This window comes from Sphingomonas sp. BAUL-RG-20F-R05-02 (assembly GCF_022662305.1).
Lineage (GTDB): Bacteria > Pseudomonadota > Alphaproteobacteria > Sphingomonadales > Sphingomonadaceae > Sphingomonas.
Genome location: NZ_JAKNQH010000001.1, coordinates 619575 through 640643, shown reverse-complemented (window position 1 = coordinate 640643; position 21069 = coordinate 619575). Strand labels below are relative to the sequence as shown.

At 64.9% G+C, this 21069-nt stretch carries 18 protein-coding genes; 15 read left to right on the top strand and 3 right to left on the bottom strand.

Annotated elements, in window-relative coordinates:
* The first annotated feature begins 54 nt into the window (after positions 1–54).
* The 6 genes from L8F97_RS03020 (at position 55) to dnaE (ending at position 9508) form a co-directional block, all read left to right on the top strand.
* The gene (locus tag L8F97_RS03020; RefSeq protein WP_242147129.1) at positions 55–2496 is read left to right on the top strand and encodes a TonB-dependent receptor; all 2442 of its coding nucleotides are present in this window, start codon (positions 55–57) and stop codon (positions 2494–2496) included.
* A gap of 435 nt (positions 2497–2931) precedes the next feature.
* Positions 2932–4182, top strand: coding sequence for a lipoprotein-releasing ABC transporter permease subunit (locus L8F97_RS03015; RefSeq protein ID WP_242146504.1), 1251 nt, complete (start codon positions 2932–2934; stop codon positions 4180–4182).
* A complete protein-coding gene (locus tag L8F97_RS03010; RefSeq protein WP_242146503.1) occupies positions 4175–4846 on the top strand; it encodes an ABC transporter ATP-binding protein in 672 nt (223 codons plus the stop codon). Before L8F97_RS03015 ends, L8F97_RS03010 begins: the two co-directional genes overlap by 8 nt.
* Positions 4843–5448 (top strand): GNAT family N-acetyltransferase, encoded by a 606-nt coding sequence (locus L8F97_RS03005; RefSeq protein ID WP_242146502.1) that lies wholly within the window; start codon positions 4843–4845, stop codon positions 5446–5448. The genes L8F97_RS03010 and L8F97_RS03005 overlap by 4 nt, the downstream gene beginning before the upstream one ends.
* On the top strand, positions 5445–5924 hold the full coding sequence (locus L8F97_RS03000; protein ID WP_277924689.1) for a glutathione peroxidase: 480 nt from the start codon (positions 5445–5447) through the stop codon (positions 5922–5924). Before L8F97_RS03005 ends, L8F97_RS03000 begins: the two co-directional genes overlap by 4 nt.
* A gap of 101 nt (positions 5925–6025) precedes the next feature.
* Entirely contained in the window at positions 6026–9508 is a 3483-nt protein-coding gene (gene dnaE, locus L8F97_RS02995; RefSeq protein ID WP_242146501.1) for a DNA polymerase III subunit alpha, read from the top strand.
* Positions 9509–9534: 26 nt separating this feature from the next.
* On the opposite strand, the gene L8F97_RS02990 is transcribed toward dnaE, so the two are convergent.
* Positions 9535–10605 (bottom strand): PA0069 family radical SAM protein, encoded by a 1071-nt coding sequence (locus L8F97_RS02990; protein WP_242146500.1) that lies wholly within the window; start codon positions 10603–10605, stop codon positions 9535–9537.
* A gap of 51 nt (positions 10606–10656) precedes the next feature.
* Between L8F97_RS02990 and L8F97_RS02985 the strand changes: the two genes are divergently transcribed.
* The 9 genes from L8F97_RS02985 to L8F97_RS02945 all read left to right on the top strand — a co-directional run bounded on the left by L8F97_RS02985 (position 10657) and on the right by L8F97_RS02945 (position 18629).
* Positions 10657–11007, top strand: a complete 351-nt coding sequence (locus L8F97_RS02985) for a VOC family protein (RefSeq protein ID WP_242146499.1) — start codon at positions 10657–10659, stop codon at positions 11005–11007.
* 54 nt (positions 11008–11061) lie between these two features.
* Complete coding sequence (gene ccmC / locus L8F97_RS02980) at positions 11062–11784, top strand: heme ABC transporter permease CcmC (RefSeq protein ID WP_242146498.1); 723 nt, start codon at positions 11062–11064, stop codon at positions 11782–11784.
* Positions 11785–11898: 114 nt separating this feature from the next.
* Positions 11899–12330: a cytochrome c maturation protein CcmE gene (gene ccmE / locus L8F97_RS02975; protein WP_242146497.1), complete on the top strand. Its 432-nt coding sequence runs from the start codon at positions 11899–11901 to the stop codon at positions 12328–12330.
* Between the two features lie 85 nt (positions 12331–12415).
* Positions 12416–14377 carry a heme lyase CcmF/NrfE family subunit gene (locus L8F97_RS02970; protein ID WP_242146496.1) on the top strand — a complete coding sequence of 654 codons (1962 nt, stop codon included), beginning with the start codon at positions 12416–12418 and terminating at the stop codon, positions 14375–14377.
* Positions 14374–14892: a redoxin family protein gene (locus L8F97_RS02965; RefSeq protein WP_242146495.1), complete on the top strand. Its 519-nt coding sequence runs from the start codon at positions 14374–14376 to the stop codon at positions 14890–14892. The genes L8F97_RS02970 and L8F97_RS02965 overlap by 4 nt, the downstream gene beginning before the upstream one ends.
* The gene (locus tag L8F97_RS02960) at positions 14889–15296 is read left to right on the top strand and encodes a cytochrome c-type biogenesis protein CcmH (protein ID WP_242146494.1); all 408 of its coding nucleotides are present in this window, start codon (positions 14889–14891) and stop codon (positions 15294–15296) included. Before L8F97_RS02965 ends, L8F97_RS02960 begins: the two co-directional genes overlap by 4 nt.
* Positions 15296–15922: a tetratricopeptide repeat protein gene (locus L8F97_RS02955; RefSeq protein ID WP_242146493.1), complete on the top strand. Its 627-nt coding sequence runs from the start codon at positions 15296–15298 to the stop codon at positions 15920–15922. Before L8F97_RS02960 ends, L8F97_RS02955 begins: the two co-directional genes overlap by 1 nt.
* A 25-nt stretch (positions 15923–15947) precedes the next feature.
* Positions 15948–17318, top strand: a complete 1371-nt coding sequence (locus L8F97_RS02950) for a cryptochrome/photolyase family protein (RefSeq protein ID WP_242146492.1) — start codon at positions 15948–15950, stop codon at positions 17316–17318.
* Positions 17319–17360: 42 nt separating this feature from the next.
* Positions 17361–18629 carry an SAM-dependent methyltransferase gene (locus tag L8F97_RS02945; protein ID WP_242146491.1) on the top strand — a complete coding sequence of 423 codons (1269 nt, stop codon included), beginning with the start codon at positions 17361–17363 and terminating at the stop codon, positions 18627–18629.
* A 32-nt stretch (positions 18630–18661) separates the two neighbouring features.
* Here L8F97_RS02945 and L8F97_RS02940 read toward each other — a convergent pair whose 3' ends face one another.
* Together L8F97_RS02940 and purF are read right to left on the bottom strand one after the other, a co-directional pair.
* Positions 18662–19375: an SDR family NAD(P)-dependent oxidoreductase gene (locus L8F97_RS02940; protein WP_242146490.1), complete on the bottom strand. Its 714-nt coding sequence runs from the start codon at positions 19373–19375 to the stop codon at positions 18662–18664.
* 58 nt (positions 19376–19433) lie between these two features.
* Complete coding sequence (gene purF, locus L8F97_RS02935) at positions 19434–20900, bottom strand: amidophosphoribosyltransferase (RefSeq protein WP_242146489.1); 1467 nt, start codon at positions 20898–20900, stop codon at positions 19434–19436.
* Between the last annotated feature and the right edge of the window lie 169 nt (positions 20901–21069).

Sequence of the window (21069 nt, the reverse complement as noted above, 5' to 3'; positions counted from 1 at the left end):
AACATACTGGATATTCAGTATCGACTCGCCAATCTTGTCGACAAAGGGGACATGATGCTCGCTCACCTCTCGCTTCTGCTCGCATCAGCTGCCGCCGTGCCGCAAGCGCAACCCGACCTCGCTCCGGCCGCGCCGCAGGCGGAACCGACTGCCGCATCCGGCGACGTGGTGGTGACCGCACGCCGCCGTGAGGAACGCGCGCAGGACGTGCCGATCGCAATATCCGTGATCGGCGCGGATACGATCGACAAGACCGGCGCGTTCAACGTCAATCGACTTCAGCAGCAGCAGCCGGCGTTGCAATTCTATTCGAGCAACCCGCGCAATTCGTCGATCAACATCCGCGGGCTAGGTACGCCCTTTGGCCTCACCAACGACGGGATCGAGCAGGGCGTCGGCTTCTATCTCGACGGTGTTTATGTCGGGCGAGTCGGTGCATCGACGTTCGATTTCGTGGACGTAGACCGGGTCGAGGTGCTGCGCGGGCCACAGGGCACGCTGTACGGCAAGAACACCACGGCGGGTGCGGTCAACATCACCACGCGCGCGCCGAGCTTCTCGCCCGAGGCCAAGTTCGAGGCAAGTGGCGGCGACTATGCTTATGTCCAGCTGAAAGGCTCGATGTCCGGGCCAATCGTGAGCGATACGCTGGCGGCACGCATCTCCGCGTCATTCACGCGGCGCGGCGGCACGATCAAGGACACGGTGTCCGATACGTACGTACAGAAGCTCGATAATTTCAGCGTGCGCGGTCAGTTGCTGTGGAAGCCGCGCGCCGATCTCGACTTCCGCCTGACCGGCGATTTCAACGTCCAGAATCCTTTGTGCTGCGTGCAATATTACGCCCGGCTCGCCCCGACGCAGCGCGCCGCCAACCGGCAGTATACCGCGCTGGCGACGGCGCTCGGCTACACTCCGCCCAGCACCAACGCGTTCGACCGGGTGACCGATCTTGATGCCGACATCAACTCGCGGCAGGAGATGGGCGGCGCGTCGCTGGTCGGCAACTGGGATGTCGGCCCGGCAACGATCACCTCGGTTTCGGCGTGGCGCTATTGGGACTGGCAGCCGGCGAACGATCGCGACTACGTAGGCCTGCCGATCACCACCATCTCGCAGAACCCGTCGCAGCAGAAGCAATGGTCGCAGGAACTGCGCATCGCCTCCAACGGCAAGAACACGCTCGATTACACGGCGGGTGTGTTCTACTTCCATCAGAAGATCGATACACAAGGATCGCAGGTTCAGGGCGCCGCGGCGAGCCGCTGGTTGCTGTCCGGGGCGGATGCCTCCAATCCGAACGTGCTGAACGGACTTACCAGCACCAACGACATTCACTTCAGCAACGACAGCTTCGCAGTGTTCGGGAAGCTGAACTGGCAGCCGGTAACGGGGCTGCACTTCGCCCCCGGCCTTCGCGTCAATTACGACAAGAAGTCCGGTTTCTACGATGCGATCGTGAGCATTCACAACAGCCAGTACGATTTCGTCGCAACGGCGGACAACGTCGCCTCGCTGCTCGCATCGAAGACGGGCGCGGCACGGACGACCTTTGCAAACCAGATCAACACGCTCGCCCCGCAGCGCTACAGCCCGCGGTTCAGCCAGTGGAACGTCTCGGGCGATTTCACCGCCTCGTATGATGTCACGGCCGACGTGCACGCTTACGCGACGTACGCGCGGAGCTTCAAATCGGGCGGCATCAACCTGTCCGGTCTGCCGCTTGATTCGACCAACACCGTCGTCGACCTGACCAAGCAGACAGTGAAGCCCGAGAGCGAGGACCATTTCGAGGTCGGGCTGAAGACCCAATTCCTCGAACGCAAGCTGACGCTCAACCTCGCCGGGTTCTGGACCGACGTGCATGACTATCAGGCGACGGTGAACAACGGCCAGACGACGGTGATCCGCGGCTACCTGGCCAATGCCGGGCTGGTGCGGGTGCGTGGCGCCGAGTTCGATTCGAGCTATCGGCCGAGTCAGCGCGTCAACCTGTACGTCAACGGCGCATATACCGACGCCAGGTACTTGCGCTTCACAAACGCGCCGTGCCCGCCCGAACTGGCGGGCGGTAACGCGGCGCTGAACGGTGCGATGCCGGGTGCGGCCGGAGTTGCCGGTGCGCTGAGCCCGCTGACCTGCGACATTTCGGGGCAGGTGCTGCCCGGCATCTCGAAATGGGCCTTCGCGTTCGGCGGCGAGGTCAACGTGCCGGTCGGAAAGGGGCAGGTCTATGCCGGCTATGACGGCAGCTATCGGACGCGGTTCTCGTCCAACCCGTCGGCCTCGGCGTATATGTATATCGACGGCTATTCGCTCTCGAACTTCCGGCTGGGTTACCGGCAGGACAGCTTCAACGTGTTCGGTTGGGTGCGAAACGCGTTCAATCAGAACTATTACGAACTACTTTCGGCGCAGTCCGGTTCGACCGGGTTGATCGTCGGCCAGCCGGGCGACCCACGCACGATCGGAGCGACCATTTCCAAGGCGTTCTGACCCATCCTGGCGGGGCAGCCGAAGCGCTGCTCCGTTTCTTCGCACATTTGAAAGGCAAGCATCGTTTTCGTGTGACCAAAAGGAGGCGGTCGTACCGGCGACAAAGCCGTCGCGAGCCTTCGCCACAACGGCAAACGCCCGGGCCGTTTCCGACCCGGGCGCCTGCGTGACGATCGCTCGTCAGCCCCCAAAATGTTTCCGTCCGCACGCCTTTTGACGGGACTGGAAACGCTCCCCGAACCACGGCCGTTGCCTGTGTCTCAGTGATTATGTTGCTAAGTCCGCATGAGTGTTTTGTCACATGCATTGTGACTTCCGCGCGGCGATTGCGGCAGCGCTGTGGCGTATACGCAACAGGGCAATGCAGTTGCCAGCACGCCGCCTGCAACCTAGAGCGGGCGACTTCATCCCCGGGGGCCGGGCAGACACTGTGTTATGATCCTTTCCCGTTACGAACGCATGATCGCCAAGCGGTACCTCTTGCCGGGGCGGGGCGAGGCATTCATCTTCCTCGTTGCCGGCATCAGTCTGGTCGCGGTCATGCTCGGCGTCGCCGCGCTCATCATCGTCATGAGCGTGATGAACGGCTTTCGCGCGGAACTGTTCGACAAGATCGTCGGACTGAACGGCCACGCCGTGATCCAAGGGGTAGGCGGTGACTTGCCCGACTGGCGCAATATCGCGCGCATCGCGAAGCAGTCGCCGGGCGTGACGAGTGCGATCCCGTTGATCGAGCAGCCGCTGGTCGTCACCTATGGCGGTCGCGCGGAGGGCGTGCTGGTACGCGGCATGCGGGTTTCCGACATCCGCTCGAATTCGACGATCGGCGGCAAAATCGTGATGGGCTCGCTCGCCACGATAAACCCCGGCAGCGGCCGCGTTGCGATCGGCAGCCGTCTGGCCGAAGCGCTCGGCGCGCAAGTGGGCAGTCAGATCGCGCTGTTGAACCCGCTCGGGCAAGCGACCCCGTTCGGAACCGTGCCACGGATCATCAACTACACGGTCGGCGCGATCTTCGAGGTGGGGGTGTACGACTATGACGTCAAATACATCATCATGCCGATCGAGGATGCCCAGACGCTGACGCTGGCAGGCGATTCCGTGGGGATGATCGAGGTGAACACGACCGATGCCGACCGCGTCGACGCGATCCTGAAACCGGTCGCCGATCAGATCGCCGGCCGCGCCGTTATCACCAACTGGCAGCAGATGAATGCGCAGTTGTTCCAGGCGCTGGCGGTCGAGCGGGTGGCGATGTTCACCGTGCTGTCGATCATCATCCTGGTTGCGGTGTTCAATATCCTGTCGTCCCTCATCATGCTGGTGCGTGCCAAGACGCGCGACATTGCGATCCTCCGAACGATGGGGGCGACGCGCGGCGGGATGATGAAGATCTTCATGGTGGTCGGCACGACGATCGGCGCGCTTGGCGTGGTGGCGGGGCTGGTGCTGGGGTTCGTGTTCCTGTTCTTCCGTCAGAACATCGTTGACTTCGTGCAATTGGTGACGGGACAGAACCTTTGGGACCCATCGGTACGCTTTCTGACGCAACTGCCCTCCAAGACCGACCCGGTCGAGGTGACGGTGATCGTGCTGATGGCGATGATCTTCAGCTTTCTCGCAACTTTGTACCCCGCGTTCAAGGCGGCGAGTACCGACCCGGTACAGGTGCTTCGCTATGAGTGATCCCGTTCTCGCCGTCAGTGGCCTGTCGCGCAGTTTTGAGCAGGGCGGCGTCAAGATCGAGGTGCTGCGCGGGGTCGATCTCATCGTCGGGCGGGGTGAGATCGTCGCATTGCTGGGGCCGTCCGGTTCGGGCAAGTCGACGCTGCTGCAGGCGGTCGGGCTGCTCGAAGGGGGCTTTCAGGGTTCGATCCGCATCGAAGGTGCGGAGGCGGCCAATCTCGACGCGGACGGGCGGACACGGGTACGCCGGGAATCGTTGGGGTTCGTCTACCAGTTCCACCATCTGCTGCCCGATTTCAGTGCGGCGGAGAATGTCGTCCTGCCGCAGATGATCAAGGGCGAGCAGCGCAACATCGCCGATGCACGCGCGGAGGCGCTGCTGACTGCGCTTGGTCTCGGCCACCGTCTGACGCACCGGCCGAGCCAGCTTTCCGGCGGCGAGCAGCAGCGCGTTGCTGTGGCGCGGGCGCTCGCCAACCGCCCGGCGCTGGTGCTGGCGGACGAGCCGACCGGCAACCTTGACGAAGCGACCGCCGACGTAGTGCTGGCCGAGTTCTTGCGGCTAGTGCGTGGGGAGGGTTCGGCGGCATTGGTGGCCACGCACAATGAGCGGCTTGCACTCAAGATGGACCGGGTGGTGCGGCTTCAAGACGGTATGCTGTGACGACGCTGTGGCGTTCGGTGCCGACGCTAACGGGCCGTCACGTCACGCTACGGCCGTTGACGCGCGCGGACGGACCGGCGCTGGTGGAGGTCGCCCGGGCAGACGGATTGTGGGATCTGTTCTACGCGAACGTCGCGCGGCTGAAAGACGTCGACGCCTTCATGGATGAGACCTTTGCCGAGCAGGACTATGGTCGCGCGCTGCCGTTTTCGGTGCTCGGCGCAGACGGCGATGTGGTCGGCACTACGCGCTATCTTCGGATGGCCGAGAAACACCGGCGGCTCGAGATCGGCGGCACCTTCTATGCGACCGCAGTACAACGCACCGGCGTCAACACCGAAACCAAGCTGCTGCTGCTCGGCCACGCGTTCGATATGCTCGGTTGCCAGTGCGTGCAGATCCGGACGGATGCGCTCAACAAACGGAGCCAGGCCGCGATCGAGCGGCTCGGCGCAACGCGGGATGGCGTGCTGCGCGGTCATCAGGTGATGGCGGGCGGGCGGTTGCGCGATACTGTGGTGTACTCGATCCTGGACCGGGAATGGCCGGGGGTGCGCCAGAACCTGCACTATCTGTTGGCCAAGCATGAGGGTGCGCGATGAGCGGGATGACGGACTTTGTGGTGGCGGCGTCGAACGGTGCGCCGGCGGACCTGTCGGTCTACGCGGGCGAAGTCCTTCTGATCGTCAACACCGCCTCGAAATGCGGGTTTACGCCGCAATATGAAGGGCTGGAGGATTTGTACCGGCGCTACGCCGCGCGCGGCTTCACGGTGCTGGCGTTCCCATGCAACCAGTTCGGTGCGCAGGAGCCGGGCGACGCGGCCGAGATCGCCAACTTCTGTTCGCTGACCTATGACGTGACGTTCCCGGTGTTCGCAAAGATCGACGTCAACGGGAACAATGCCGCACCGCTGTTTACGGCGCTGAAGACGGCGGCGCCTGGGCTGCTCGGCAGCAAGGGGATCAAATGGAACTTTACCAAGTTTCTGGTCGACCGCAGCGGCAAGGCGGTCAAACGCTACGGCCCGCGCACGCTGCCAGAGGCTTTGGCGGCCGATATCGAGCGGTTGCTTTAAGGCTCCGTCGCGCCGGTCTGCGGAACGCGGAGGGGGGCGTTTGAACCCGGAACGCCATTAAGACGGTTTCGCGAATCAGTGATTCCGCGCATAGTCTGCCGATGTCCCATTCCGCGTTCGTTCCTCTGCGTATCTTCTCGTGTTACACCATGCTCGACGGCGCGATCGAGCCAAAGACAATCGGCAAACATGCGCAAAAGCTCGGGTTTCCCGCCGCCGCGCTGACCGATCGCAACGGCCTCTATGCGGCCATGTCGTTTTCCGACGCCGCCAAGAAATCGGGGGTGCAGCCGATCATCGGCACGATGCTGGGCGTCGCCCGGCCCGACATGCCGGACACGGTTGAACCGGTGTTCGACTGGCTGGCGCTCTATGCGCAGGACGAGGCGGGCTATCGCAACCTGTGCGAACTGGTGTCGCAAGCGCATCTCGACCGGCCGCTTGAACACACGGCGCATGTTTCGTTCGAGACGTTGGCGAAACACACCGATGGCCTGCTCGCGCTCACCGCCGGTCGCGAAGGTGGTCTGGCGCGTTTGTATGCCGAGGATCAGCCAGCGCGTGCGCTCGCCTATGCCGATCGCCTCCAGAACCTCTTCCCCGATCGGCTGTATGTCGAGCTGACCCGCCGCAACGATCCGGTCGAGACGAAGGCGGAAGCCGCGCTGCTCGATCTTGCCTATGCCAACGACCTGCCGATCGTCGCGACCAATCCGTGCTGCTACGCCGAGGCGGATTTCGTCGAGGCGCATGATGCGATGCTGTGCATCGCCAGTTCTTCGTACATCGTCAGCGAGGATCGCCCGCGCAGTTCGCCCGATGCATGGATGAAACCGGCGGATGAGATGCGCCGCCTGTTCGCCGATCTGCCCGAGGCGATCGCCAATACGCTCGTGGTCGCGCAGCGCTGCGCGGTGTCGGCGCCGTACCGCAAGCCGATCCTGCCGAGCCTTGCCGGCGACCGCGAGGGCGAGGCCGAGGCTTTGCGCGTGACGTCGCGCGCCGGGCTGGAGGTGCGGCTCGCCAAGGCGAAGATCACCGACCCCGAAACGCGCGAGAGCTATGCCAAGCGGCTCGAGTTCGAGTTGGACGTGATCATCTCGATGGGGTTCCCCGGCTATTTCCTGATCGTCGGCGACTTCATCAAATGGGCGAAGGACAACGACATTCCGGTTGGGCCGGGGCGCGGCTCCGGCGCCGGCTCGGTGGTGGCGTGGGCGCTGACCATCACCGATCTCGATCCGATCAAGCTCGGGCTGCTGTTCGAACGCTTCCTCAACCCGGAACGCGTGTCGATGCCCGACTTCGATATCGATTTTTGCGAAACCCGGCGTGGCGAAGTGATCCGCTACGTCCAGCAGAAATACGGCCGCGATCAGGTCGCGCAGATCATCACCTTCGGGACGATGAAGGCGCGTGCGGTGCTCAAGGATACCGGTCGCGTGCTCCAGATGAGCTACGGTCAGGTCGATCGCCTTGCCAAGCTGGTGCCGAACCTGCCGGCTGACCCATGGACGCTGCCGCGCGCGCTCAACGGCGTGGGCGAACTCGACGCGGAATATAAGGGCGACAGCGGCGTCAAATACCTGCTCGATCTTGCGATGAAGCTGGAGGGCTTGCCGCGCCATTCCTCCACGCACGCTGCCGGCGTGGTAATCGGCGACCGGCCGCTCGCGCAACTGGTGCCGCTGTACCGCGATCCGCGCTCCGACATGCCCGTCACGCAGTTCGACATGAAATATGTCGAGGGCGCGGGGCTGGTGAAGTTCGACTTCCTCGGCCTGAAGACGCTGTCGGTATTGCAGAAGGCGGTGCAGATGCTCGCCGATCGCGGCGTGTCGGTCGATCTCTCCGCGCTCGAATGGGACGACGAGGGCGTCTACAAGCTGCTCCAGAAGGGCGACACGGTCGGCGTGTTCCAGCTCGAATCGGAGGGGATGCGGCGCACGCTCGCGGCGGTGAAGCCCTCCAACTTCGGCGACATCATCGCGCTCGTCTCGCTGTACCGGCCGGGGCCGATGGACAACATCCCCAGCTTCGGCAAGCGCAAGAACGGGCAGGAGGAGATCGTCTACCCGCATGCGCTGCTGGAGCCGATCCTGGCGGAAACCTACGGCATCTTCGTCTACCAGGAACAGGTGATGCAGGCGACGCAGATCCTGGCGGGCTATTCGCTGGGCGGCGCCGATCTGCTACGCCGCGCGATGGGCAAGAAGATCAAGGCGGAGATGGACGCGCAGCGCGCGATCTTCGTCGAGGGCTGCGCCAAGCATAACGACATCCCCAAGGCAAAGGCCAACGAACTGTTCGATTTGATCGACAAGTTCGCCGGCTACGGTTTCAACAAATCGCACGCCGCCGCCTACGCGTTGCTGGCGTATCAAACCGCGTGGCTGAAGGCGCACCACCCGCACGAGTTCTTCGCCGCCTCAATGTGCTACGACATGGCGCTGACCGACAAGCTCGGCGTGTTCGTGGACGATATGCGGCGGCTGAACGTCGACATCCTGCCGCCCGACATCAATCGCAGCGAGGCGGAGTTTTCGGTTGAGGATGCCGGAGACGGACTGGCGGTGCGCTACGCGCTCGGCGCGCTGAAAAGCGTGGGCGAGGCGGCGATGGAGAAGCTGGTCGTCGAACGCGAGGCGAACGGCAAGTTCGCCACGCTCGACGATCTCGCCCACCGCGTCGATCCGCGCCTGCTCAACAAGCGCCAGCTCGAGACGTTGGCCGGTGCGGGTGCGTTCGATGCGTTCAACCCCAACCGCGCCGGTGTTCACGGTGCGGCGGAGGTGATCCTCGCCACCGCATCGCGCGTACAGGCGATGAAGGTCAGCGGGCAGGGGGGGCTGTTCGGCGGCGAAGATGCCGCCGAGCCGCCGATCCGCCTGCCGAACGCGCACTGGGCGCTGGCCGACCGGATGGAGGCGGAGAAGGAGGCGTTCGGCTTCTACTTCTCCGCGCATCCGGTGGATCGTCACGGCCATCTCGCGCAGGTGCATGGTGCGAGATCGTTCGCGACGTTGGGCGAACTCGACATTCCCGACGACGGCAAATCGCGTGCCGGCGCGACGATGGCGGTGCTGGTGGAGGAGGCGCGCTGGCGCACCTCCGCACGCGGGCGGCGCTATCTGATGGCGACGCTGTCCGATCCTTCGGGGCAGTTTTTCGCGACCTGCTTCGACGACATGGTTGCGGCCGATCTGGAAGAGGCGGCGCGTGACGGCGCGTGCGGGCTGTTGACGGTGGAACTGGACCGCCGGCCGGGCGAGGAGACGCCGCGCGTATCGGTCAAACGCCTGCAACGCTTCGATTCGCTGGCAACGGCGGCGCGCTTCGTGCTGGAACTGACGGTGGAGACACCGGCGACGATGGCGATGCTGGCGTCGGTTTTGTCGGATTATCGAGGCGCGCGGGGCGAGGTGTGGGCGAAAGCGGTGCTGCCAGAGGGTGGCCATGTCCGTGTGTTGCTCGGTCGCGACTTCCTGCTCGACCAGGAACTGGCAACGCGGATCGAGGGGCTGGCGGGGATCAGTGGGGTCGCGCTGAAATCATCGGAAACGCGACTGGCGCTGGTCGGATGACGGAAGCTCGGCATCACCGCTAACGGTTAGAACAACTCGCCCTGCGGGCCTGCGGGTGGGCGGAACAGATCGGTGCGCAGCGTCATGCGCTCATGCACCATGCCGTGCTTGCGGCGCGCGATCTGTATGCGAGTTTTGAGCAACTCCGCCCACGGCCCTTGCCCCTGCATCCTTGTGCCGAAGTTGGGATCGTTGTCGCGCCCTCCGCGCAGCGACTGGATTGTCGCCATTACCTTGGCAGCGCGGTCGGGGAAATGCTCGCCCAGCCAGGCGCGGAACAGCGGTGCGACCTCATGCGGGAGGCGCACCGGGATAAAGCTGACGCTACGCGCGCCCGCCTGCGCCGCGCGGGCGACGAGATGCTCGATTTCATGATCGGTGATCGCCGGGATAACGGGCGAGATCGACACATAGGTCGGCACGCCCGCATCGGCGAGCGTCTTCACCGCCGCCAGCCGTCGTTCGGGCGTAGGCGCGCGTGGCTCGACCGTCATGGCGATACGCCGGTCAAGTGAGGTGACCGAGATCATCACCGCCGCGAGCCCGCGCTTCGCCATGGGCGCGAGCAGATCGAGATCACGCACCACCCGATCTGACTTGGTGGTGATGGTCAGCGGGTGGCCAGTCTCGGCCAGCACCTCCAGGCACGCGCGGGTGATCCGCCAGTCACTCTCGATCGGCTGATACGGATCGGTGTTGGTGCCGAACGCGATCGGCTGCACGACATAGCCGCGCCTGCCGATCTCGGCGCGTAGCAGGACGGGCGCATCCGGCTTGGTGAACAGCTTGCTCTCGAAATCGAGGCCGGGCGACAGGTCGTGAAAGGCATGCGTGGGCCGCGCGAAACAGTAGATGCAACCATGCTCGCAGCCGCGATACGGGTTCACCGAACGATCGAACGCAACGTCGGGCGAGGTGTTGCGGCTGATGATCGTGCGCGGCCGTTCGACCGTGATGGTGGTCCGCAGCGCGGGTGGCGCATCATCGACCCGCTCCCGATCGTCGAGCCAGTCGCCATCCGCCTCCCGCGCGGGCAGATTGAAGCGGCGGCTTTCTTGGTTGATGGTGGCGCCGCGTGAAGGACGAGTCTTTGCCATTGCATGGCAGTAGCTGGCAGCTTAGAACATATCAAGAACATGGAGGGTAATTTGGCGCGGATCAATTATGTGGAGCTGCCGGTCGCAGACACTGAACGGGCAAAACGTTTCTACGGATCGGCCTTCGCATGGGATTTCGCGGATTTCGGGCCAAGCTACGCCGCCACCGTCAGCGGTGATACTGATATCGGCTTCCAGGCCGATCCGGCGGAGAGGACCAAGGCAGCACTCCCCGTCATCGATGTCGAGAACATCGCCATCACGCTGGCGGCGGTGCAAGCGGCAGGCGGTGAGATTACCGCGCCGATCTTCAGCTTTCCTGGCGGGCAGCGCTTCCACTTTCGCGATCCCGATGGCCACGAACTGGCGGTGACGCAAACGGCCGGTCACGCATCGGCGTGACAGCGTGGTTGGGCGTTGAGTGTCGGCGCGCAAGCGCCTAGACGCTGAAACATCGTGGCGTCCCTTCATGCCCTTGCCAATCCCGCGCGCTTTTCGAAGCTGGCGCGGCCGCTTACGCCCGTGTTGTTCTGGGTGGGCGTCGTGTTGATCGCAATCGGCGGCTGGGCCGGGCTGACGCAGACGCCTGCGGATTACCTACAGGGTGAGACGGTGCGTATCCTGTACATCCACGTGCCCGCCGCCTGGCTTGGCATGGGCGGGTGGAGCGGGATCGCAGCGTGCGCGATCACTTTCCTGATATGGCGGCACCCGCTAGCGATGATCGCGGCGCGTGCGATCGCGGTGCCGGGTGCGGTGTTCGCGGGCCTGTGCCTTGTCACCGGCTCGATCTGGGGCCGGCCGACCTGGGGGACGTGGTGGGAGTGGGACGGGCGGCTGACATCGATGCTGCTGCTGTTTTTCGTGTACCTCGGCTTCATGGCGCTGCTGCGTGCCGATGCGGATCGCGGCGGTGACGGGCGTATTCCGGCGCTGTTCGGTGTCGCTGGCTCGGTGTTGTTGCCGATCATCCGCTACTCGGTGGTGTGGTGGAACACGCTGCATCAAGGGGAGAGCATCGGCCTGACCCGGTCGAGCATCGATGCTTCTATGCTGTGGCCGTTGTGGTTCACGCTGACCGGTTTCTCCTGCTTCTTCACGGGGGTGGTGCTGATGCGGATGCGGACGATCCTTGCCGTCAACAAATCCGAAGCACGGATGCGGCGGATGGCACGATGAGCGTGTCGGCATGAACCCATGGCCATTCGTGTTTGCGGCGTACGCGATCACCGGGGCCGGCGCGACTGCGCTGGCGGCGTGGAGCTACCTTGCGATGCGGCGTAGCGAACGGCGATGAAGCCGAAGCAGCAACGCCTGATGCTGGTGCTGCTTGGGCTTGGCGCGGTTGCGGCGGCGGCGCTGCTGGCGCTGTCCGCGCTGAAGGATCAGGCCGCGTTCTTTTATGCGCCTGGCGATGTGAAGCGCACCGGCTTGCCGCTCGGCCGGGCGGTTCGGCTTGGTGGCATGGTGGAGGACGGCTCGATTAAACGGCAGGCGGACGGCGTCTCGATCCGCTTCGTCGTGACGGATGGCGTGGCGACGGTGCCGGTGGCCTTCAGCGGCATCACACCCGATCTGTTCCGCGAAGGCTCCGGCGTGGTGGCGGAGGGTCGGTTCAGTCCGGACGGCAGCTTCACCGCCACCAATCTGCTCGCCAAGCACGACGAAAAGTATATGCCGCCGCAGATGGCGGGCAAGATGCACGAGACGAAGACATTGCGGTAATGAGCGGCGATCGAAACTTCCAGAGAGCGTTCGTGGCGGTGGATCAGCAAAGCGGGGATACGGTTCTTCTCATGGCTGCGCTATCATGACGGCTGATGCGGGCCTTGCCGCGTTGTGGTTCGCGGCCACGCTTGCGGCGATGCAGCTAGCGCTCGCCGCGCTCGGCGTGCGGCGTCTGCTCGCCGCGCAGGAGGCGCGCGGATTAACCGCCGATCTGCTCGGCGCGGTGCGACCGATCGCGATCGTGCAGGGTGCGCTCGCGGCGGTCGCGATGGCGTTGCTGATCGCGGTGTTCGTGCGCAGCGACATGTCGGTGCTGCTCGTCGCCGAGAACAGCCATTCCGAAAAGCCGCTGCTGTACAAATTTGCCGGCGCATGGGGTAACCACGAAGGCTCGATGTTGCTGTGGGTGACGATCCTGGGGCTCGCCGGCGGGGCTGTTGCGATCTTCGAACGCACGCTGCCGCGCGTCACGCTGATCGCGACCTTGGGCGCGCAAGCGGCGATCGCGCTTGGATTTTATGCCTTCCTGCTGTTCGTCTCCAACCCGTTCGCACGGATCGATCCGGCGCCACTTGACGGGCAGGGCCTCAACCCGCTGCTGCAGGATCCGGGTTTGGCGTTCCACCCGCCGACGCTTTACATCGGCTATGTCGGCATTTCGGTGGCTTTCTCGTTCGCGGTCGGTGCGCTGATCGCGCGCGATGTCGGGCCTGCGTTCGCTCGGGCGATGCGACCATGGGTGCTGGGCGCATGGATATTCCTGACGCTCGGCATCACCGCCGGCAGCTACTGGGCATATTATGAACTCGGCTGGGGTGGCTGGTGGTTTTGGGATCCAGTCGAGAATGCCTCGCTGATGCCGTGGCTCGCGGCGACGGCGCTGCTCCATTCGGTGACCGTGCTGGCCACGCGCGACGGGCTGCGGGCGTGGACGGTGATGCTGGCGGTGGTCGCATTTTCGATGTCGATGATCGGCACGTTTCTGGTGCGATCGGGCATTCTCACCAGTGTGCATGCCTTTGCGGTCGATCCGTCGCGCGGTACGTTCATTCTTGCGCTGCTGGTGCTGTATATCGGCGGTGCGCTGGCCTTGTTCGCCGCGCGCATCGGGACGGTGCGTGCGGGCAACACCTTCGATCCGGTCAGCCGCGAGGGCGCGCTCGTCGCCAACAACCTGCTGCTTTCCGTCATCCTTGGCGTGGTGCTGATCGGCACGCTATACCCGATCGTGGCGGCTGGCTTCGGTGTGCAGCTATCGGTCGGGCCGCCGTTCTTCGACAAGGCGGCGGGACCGGTTGCGTTGCTGCTGGTGGTGGCCATGGCGGCGGGACCGCTGCTGCGCTGGCGGCGCGACGATGCGCGCGTGCTGGTGGTTCGCATGGCGCCGCCGATCGCAGCTTTCTGCGTCGCACTCGTCGCGGTGCTGCTGCTCGGGGGCGGTGTAGCGCTGCTGCCGCTGCTCGGTATCGCGTTGGCGGCGGCGCTGGCGGTGGCGAGTGTCGCGCCGCTGTGGCATCGTAATCTGCTGCGCGTCCCGCTGTTCACCTGGGGCATGGTGATCGCGCATCTCGGCATCGCGGTGAGTCTTGCCGGCATGGCGTCGGAGAGCGCGTTCACGCGCGCCACGCTGGTGGCGGCGCGCGTCGGTGAACCGCAGCGGGTCGGGCCCTATACGGTTACACTTGACGGCATCGCCCCGACGATAGGGCCGAACTGGTCGGCGCTGGAAGCGCATCTCTCCGCCCGGCGCGGTAGCGACACGGTGATCCAGTTGCGGCCGCAGTCGCGTTTTTTCACCAGTCCCGCCACGGTGACGAGCGAATCCGCGATCGCGACCGTGCTCGACGGCCAGCTTTACACGGTGCTCGGGCAGGCGGATGGGCAGGGGCGCGTGCAGTTGCGATTATGGTGGAAGCCGTTCGTTACGCTGATCTGGCTTGGCGGTGCTTTGGTGGCGATCGGCGGTGCGCTGTCGCTGATCGGCCGGCTGCGGCGCGAGCGGCGGGCGCGGCGTCGCACGGGCGAAGAGGAGGCATGGGCATGAGGCTGTGGTTGCCGCTCGCCGTGTTCGTCGCGGTGCTCGCGATTATCGCCGTCGCGCTGTATCGCCCGTCCGATCGCACGGTCTATTCCGCGATGGTCGGCAAGCGTCTGCCCGACTTCACCGTGCCGGCGCTGCTGCCCGGCAAGCCCGGCCTTGCCAGCGCGGCGTTCGCCGATGGCAAGCCCAAGCTGCTCAACATCTTCGCCAGCTGGTGCGTGCCGTGCGCGGCCGAGGCGCCGCAGCTGATGACGCTGAAGGCTGCGGGCGTACCGATCGAAGGTGTTGCGATCCGCGATACACCGGAGGCGATGCGCGACTTCCTGGCACGCGGCGGTGATCCCTATATGACGATTGGCGACGACAAGACGAGCGCGGTGCAACTCGCGATCGGCTCTTCGGGTGTGCCGGAGAGCTTCCTGATCGCCGGGGACGGCACCATCCTGCTCCAGCATGTCGGCGATATCCGTTCCGACGATGTGCCGGCAATCCTCGCCAAGCTAAAGGCGTCGAAATGAGGCGGGTCGTGCTTTCCGCGCTTTTGCTCGCCACCACGCCGGCTTTTGCCGACAGCAACCTGCCACCCGCGCCGCTTGCCAACACGCAACTGTCCGATCCCGCGCAGGAGGCAAAAGCGCAGGCGCTGATGGTGACGCTGCGCTGCCTCGTCTGCCAAGGGCAGTCGATCGCCGACAGCGACGCGGAAATGGCGGGAGATATGCGCGCACTTGTACGGGAGCGCATCCGCGCCGGTGAGCAGCCCGCTGCGATCCGCGACTGGCTGGTCGCGCGTTACGGCGACTATGTGACCTACGATCCGCCGTTCGGGCTGCTCACCGCGCCGTTGTGGATCGCGCCGCTGGTCTTGATCGGGTTCGGCGTCTGGTTCGCGCGCGGCAGTTTTCGGAGGCGGCGCGGCTAATGGGGTGGATTGTACTTGGCCTGATCGGCGTTGCAGCCGCGGCGGCGTTGTGGCTGCTCGGCGTGGCCCGGCCGCTGTGGAGCTTCATCGGTGCCGGGCTGATGCTGGGGGCGACCGGTTACGCTTTGCAGGGGCGCCCGGACGTACCGGCGCATCCGGTGGCCGCATTCGCGCGACCGATCGAACTGGATCAGGGCCTGATCGAACTGCGCGGCGACATGCTCGGCCGCTTCTCAGGGGAGGCTGCATATCTGACGCTGGCCGACGGCATGACGCGCGCCGGCAACCCGAAGGCGGCGGTGCAGGTGATGCTCGGCGGGGTCGCCTATGCACGGACCAACTTCGTTCTGTGGACGTGGCTGGGCATGGCCTACGCGCAACACGATGGCGGCATGGTTTCGCCCGCCGCCCGGCTCGCTTTCACGCGCGCGATGCAGCTTGCGCCGACTCAACCCGGGCCACCGTTCTTTTTAGGCGTCGCACTCATCCAGAGTGGTGACTTCGCGGCTGCCCGGCCGTACTGGGCGCGTGCGCTGGCGCTGACCCCGCCGAACGTGTCTTATCGCGCGGCGATCGCCGTGCGTCTGGCGATCCTCGACAAATATCTCGCCGCCGCGAAGCCGTGAGCGCACGGTCGGCGTTGTAACGGCCATGACCACACCCACGATCCTTTGGCTCCGGCGCGACTTGCGGCTGGCCGATCAGCCCGCGCTTACCGCTGCTATAGCAGAAGGGCCGGTGATCCCCGTCTACGTGCTCGACGATGCCGCGGCTGGCGATCACGCGATGGGCGGCGCCTCACGGTGGTGGCTGCACCACAGCCTCGCCGCTCTCGACACGGCGTTGCGCAAGCACGGCTCACGGCTGATCCTGCGCCGGGGCGATGCGGCGGCGGTGTTGGCCGCGCTTGCCGTCGAAACCGGTGCCACTCGGGTCCACTGTCTGCGACATTATGAGCCGTGGTGGCGCAAGGCGGAGGAGGCCGTCACCGGACAGATCGAGCTCGTCTGTCACGACGGCAACTACCTCGGGCCGCCGGGCTCGCTTACGACCGGCAGCGGCGGACTGTACAAGATCTACACGCCGTTCTGGCGCGCGCTCCAGCAGCGCATGCCCCCGCCCGAGCCACAGCCGGCACCCGATGTGATCCCCGCGCCATCGCACTGGCCACATGGCGAACGGCTGTCGGACTGGGCGCTGTTGCCGACCAAGCCCGACTGGGCGACCGGTTTCAGCGAGTGGGAGCCGGGCGAAGCGGCAGCGCACCGGCAACTCGTGGCCTTTCGCGACGCGGCAGCCGACTATGCCGATACGCGTAACCTGCCGTCGGTCGACGGTAGTTCGCGCCTGTCGCCGCACCTGCACTTCGGCGAGTTGTCGCCCGCGCAGGTCTGGCACGCACTCGCCGAGGAGGGAGGGTCGGTTGATACCTTCCTTGGCGAGATTGGCTGGCGCGACTATGCGCAGACGGTAATCCTGCAATACCCCGACTACGGTACCGTGAACGCACGGCCGGCGTTCGACCGGTTGCCGTGGCGTAGCGGCGCGGCTGCACGTGCCGATCTGCGTGCATGGCAACAGGGGCGGACCGGCTATCCGATCGTCGACGCCGGGATGCGGCAACTCTGGGTGACCGGGTGGATGCACAATCGGGTGCGGATGATTACCGCCTCGTTCCTCATCAAGCATTTGCTGATCGACTGGCGCGAGGGGGAGCGCTGGTTCTGGGACTGTCTCGTCGATGCCGACTATGGCAGCAACGCGGTGAACTGGCAGTGGACCGCCGGTAGCGGCGTGGATTCGAACATGTTCCCGCGCATCATGGCACCACTGACACAGTCGGCGAAGTTCGACGCGGCCGACTACATTCGCCGCTGGGTGCCCGAACTTGCAAAGGTCGGTGACGAGGCGATCCATGATCCCGAACAAAAGGGTGCGCGGCCTGCAGCCTATCCGGCCAAGCTGATCGGCCACCGCGAGGCGCGCGAGCGTGCGCTGGCGGCGTACCGCCGCACGAAATGAGGACTTGGCGAGAGCGGTGGCGGCGGTGCATGGGCTGACGCCATGAATGCACCCGCGCCGTCGTCCGGGCGCCAGCACGGCGCCGCTACCCGCAACCGAACCACGCTCGATGCCCTGCTCGCCCGGTTCGCGCCGCTTTTCCAAAAAATCCTCGATCGCATCGACCACGGGCTTGCCGCCGGGTCGATCGAAACGACCTTGCCGGACGGTCGCGTGCGCTTGCTGGGCGGGCGCGCGCCCGGGCCGGCTGCGGTGGTGAAACTGATAAGCTGGCGTGCGCTGCTACGGCTGGCGACGCGTGGCTCCGTGGGTTGGTATATCGGCTGGTCACGGGGCGAGTGGTCGAGTCCCGATCCGGTCGCGCTATTCGAGCTGTTCGTCCTCAACCGCAACACGCTCGGCAATGCAGGGCGGGCATCCGGACTGTGGCGGCGGCTGCAACGCGTGTGGCACAGGCTGCGTGAAAATAATCGTGCCGGGGCGCGGCGGAACATCGAATTTCACTATGATCTCGGCAACGATTTCTACAGCTTATGGCTGGATCCGACCATGAGCTATTCAAGCGCACTCTTCGCGCGACCAATGTCGGAAGCAGAGTCGTTGGAGGTCGCACAACAGTCCAAGCTGGAGGCGATCCTCGCGCGGACGGAAACTTTACCTGGCGAAACGATACTGGAGATCGGGTGCGGGTGGGGCTCCTTCGTCGCGGTTGCGGCGCGTGGCGGACGCAAGGTGCATGGCATCACGCTTTCGCCGGAGCAAAAACGCGCAGTCGAGACACGCGCCGTGCAGGACGGTCTTCAGGATGTAACGGTTTCCCTGACCGACTACCGTGACGTCACCGGCGTTTACGATGCGGTCGCCAGCATCGAGATGGTCGAGGCGGTGGGGCAGGCGTTCTGGCCGACATATCTCGCGTCGATCTCGCGCGCGCTAAAGCCGGGTGGTCGAGCGGCACTGCAATATATCGCGATCGATGATGCAATTTTCGAGGCGTATGCCGGCAACGTCGACTTCATCCAACGTTACGTGTTTCCGGGCGGCATGTTGATCTCGGAGAGCCGTTTTCAAGCGATCGCGGCGGAACATGGGTTGGCATGGCGCGATCGACGCGGCTTTGGGCTAGACTATGCCGAAACCCTCCGGCGCTGGCGGGTGGCGTTCGATGCTGTGGTGGCCGACGGGCTGCTACCCGCCAGATTCGATCGTGAATTCATCGACTTGTGGCGCTACTATCTGATGTACTGCGAAGGTGGCTTTCGCGGCGGCGGGATCGATGTCGCGCAGGTGACGCTGGTCAAGACTCCGTAATCCAGCGGCTCCGTGCTCGTCGCACCAAGCGGTTACGCCTCTACCGTTTCGAAGTGACCGGTTTGGAAATCGTCCGTCACCAGTGCGGCGATGCGGCTGCCGACCACCTCCGGCGCCTTGACGGACTCCGGGTTCTCGCCTGGATAGGCGCGCGCACGCATTGCGGTACGGGTCGCGCCGGGATTGATGATCGCGGTTCGGATGGTGCTGATCTGCTCCATTTCGTCACCATAAGCGCCGACGAGCGTCTCGAAAGCGGCCTTGGACGCACCGTATAGCCCCCAGTAGGCGCGGGGTTTGCGGGCTACACTGGATGTAACGCCGATCACGCGTGCTCGCCTCGAGCGGCGCAGCATCGGGTCGAACGCACCGATCAGCGCGGCTTGCGCACTGACGTTGAGCGTCAGGACGCGCGCGAGTTCCTTCGGGTCGATCGCTGGCACCGCGCCGAGCGTGCCGAGCATCGCGGCGTTCAGCACCAACACGTCGAGCGCCTGCCAGCGTTCGCCGATCGCGACCGCCAGGCGGGCGATACTGTCGGTCTCAGTCAGATCGAGCGGAGCAATCGTCGCGGAACCACCGGCGGCGAAGATCGCGTCCTCGACCTTCTCCAGAGCCGCGCCGGTACGGGCGGTCAGCACGACATGCGCGCCCGCCGCCGCCAAAGCCATCGCGGTGGCGGCACCGATGCCCCGGCTCGCACCCGTGACAAGTGCGAGTTGATCGGCGAGCGGCTTGTCGGTCATCGTTTCACTCCGGGCTATCGCCAGAGCGATTGCACCACCGGAGCGACCAGAACAACCCTCAGACCACGCGTTCCGCCAGCAGCGCGAACTGGTCGACCGAAGCGACTTCGTCCTGGTCGGTCAGCGTCGTGGGATAATCGCCGGTGAAGCAGGCGTCGCAGTGGCTTGGGCGGATGTCGGCGCGGCACGGTTCGCCGAGCGCCTTGTAGAGCCCGTCGATTGACACGAAGGCGAGGCTGTCGGCGTGGATGTACGCGTTCATCTCGGCCACGTTCTTGCTGTGTGCGAGCAGCTTGGCGCGTTCGGGCGTATCGACGCCGTAATAGCAGCTGTGGCGCGTCGGCGGGCTAGCGATGCGCATGTGCACTTCGGCTGCGCCAGCGTCGCGCATCATCTGGACGATCTTGAGCGAGGTGGTGCCACGCACGATCGAATCGTCGATCAGGATGACACGCTTGCCCTCGATCAGCGCCCGATTGGCGTTGTGCTTGAGCTTCACGCCGAGGTGGCGGACCTCGTTGGTCGGCTGGATGAAGGTGCGGCCGACATAGTGCGAGCGGATGATGCCAAGCTCGAACGGGATACCCGACTGCTGGGCATAGCCGATCGCGGCCGGCGTGCCCGAATCGGGAACCGGGATGATGAGATCGGCGTCGACCGGGCTTTCGATCGCGAGTTGCGCGCCAATCGCCTTGCGCACCGAATAGATGCTCTGCCCCGCCGAAATCGAATCGGGGCGCGAGAAATAGACATGCTCGAAGATGCACGGGCGCGGTGAAACCGGCGCGAACGGGCGATGCGAACTGATTTCGCCACCCTTGACGATCACCAGTTCACCCGGCTCGATCTCGCGCACGAACGTCGCACCGACGACGTCGAGAGCGACGGTTTCCGAGGCGAAGATGATCGCCTCACCAACCTTGCCCATCACCAACGGACGAATGCCGAGCGGATCGCGGCAGGCGATCATGCCCTCGGGCGTCATCACGATCAGCGAATAGGCGCCCTCGACCTGCTTCAACGCATCGATGAACTTGTCGAGGAAGGTCCGATACTTGGACATCGCGACGAGGTGGATGATCGTCTCGGTGTCCGAAGTCGACTGGAAGATCGAGCCATTGCGGACGAGATCCCGGCGCAGCCGCATCGCGTTCGAAATGTTGCCATTGTGTGCGATCGCGAACCCGCCAGAGGCGAGGTCGGCGTAGAGCGGCTGCACGTTGCGCAGCGCCGTCTCTCCGGTGGTCGAGTAGCGGACGTGCCCGCAGGCGACATGGCCGCGTAGCGGGACCATCACATCCTCGCGGTCGAAATTGCCGGCGACGTGTCCCATCGCGCGGTGCGTGTGGAAGTCGACACCATCGAAGCTGGTGATGCCGGCCGCCTCCTGCCCGCGATGCTGTAGCGCATGCAGGCCGAGCGCGACGAGTCGCGCGCCATCGGGTGCCCCGGCGACGCCAAAGACTCCACACTCCTCACGGAGTTTGTCGCCATCGACGACATCGAACGGATTGGTTGTAAGCATGGCGCCCTTCGGAGGGGGTGTGCGTGTGCGTTGCCCTATAGAGGCATCGGACGGGTTTGTCGCGCTTTTGTCATATCGAAACGCAGGTCATTGAGCGCACAGGCGGAAAAGCTTCGTTTCCGCATATACTTAGGAGCGATTGCTGCGTTGCTGAGCACGGTAGTAGAAA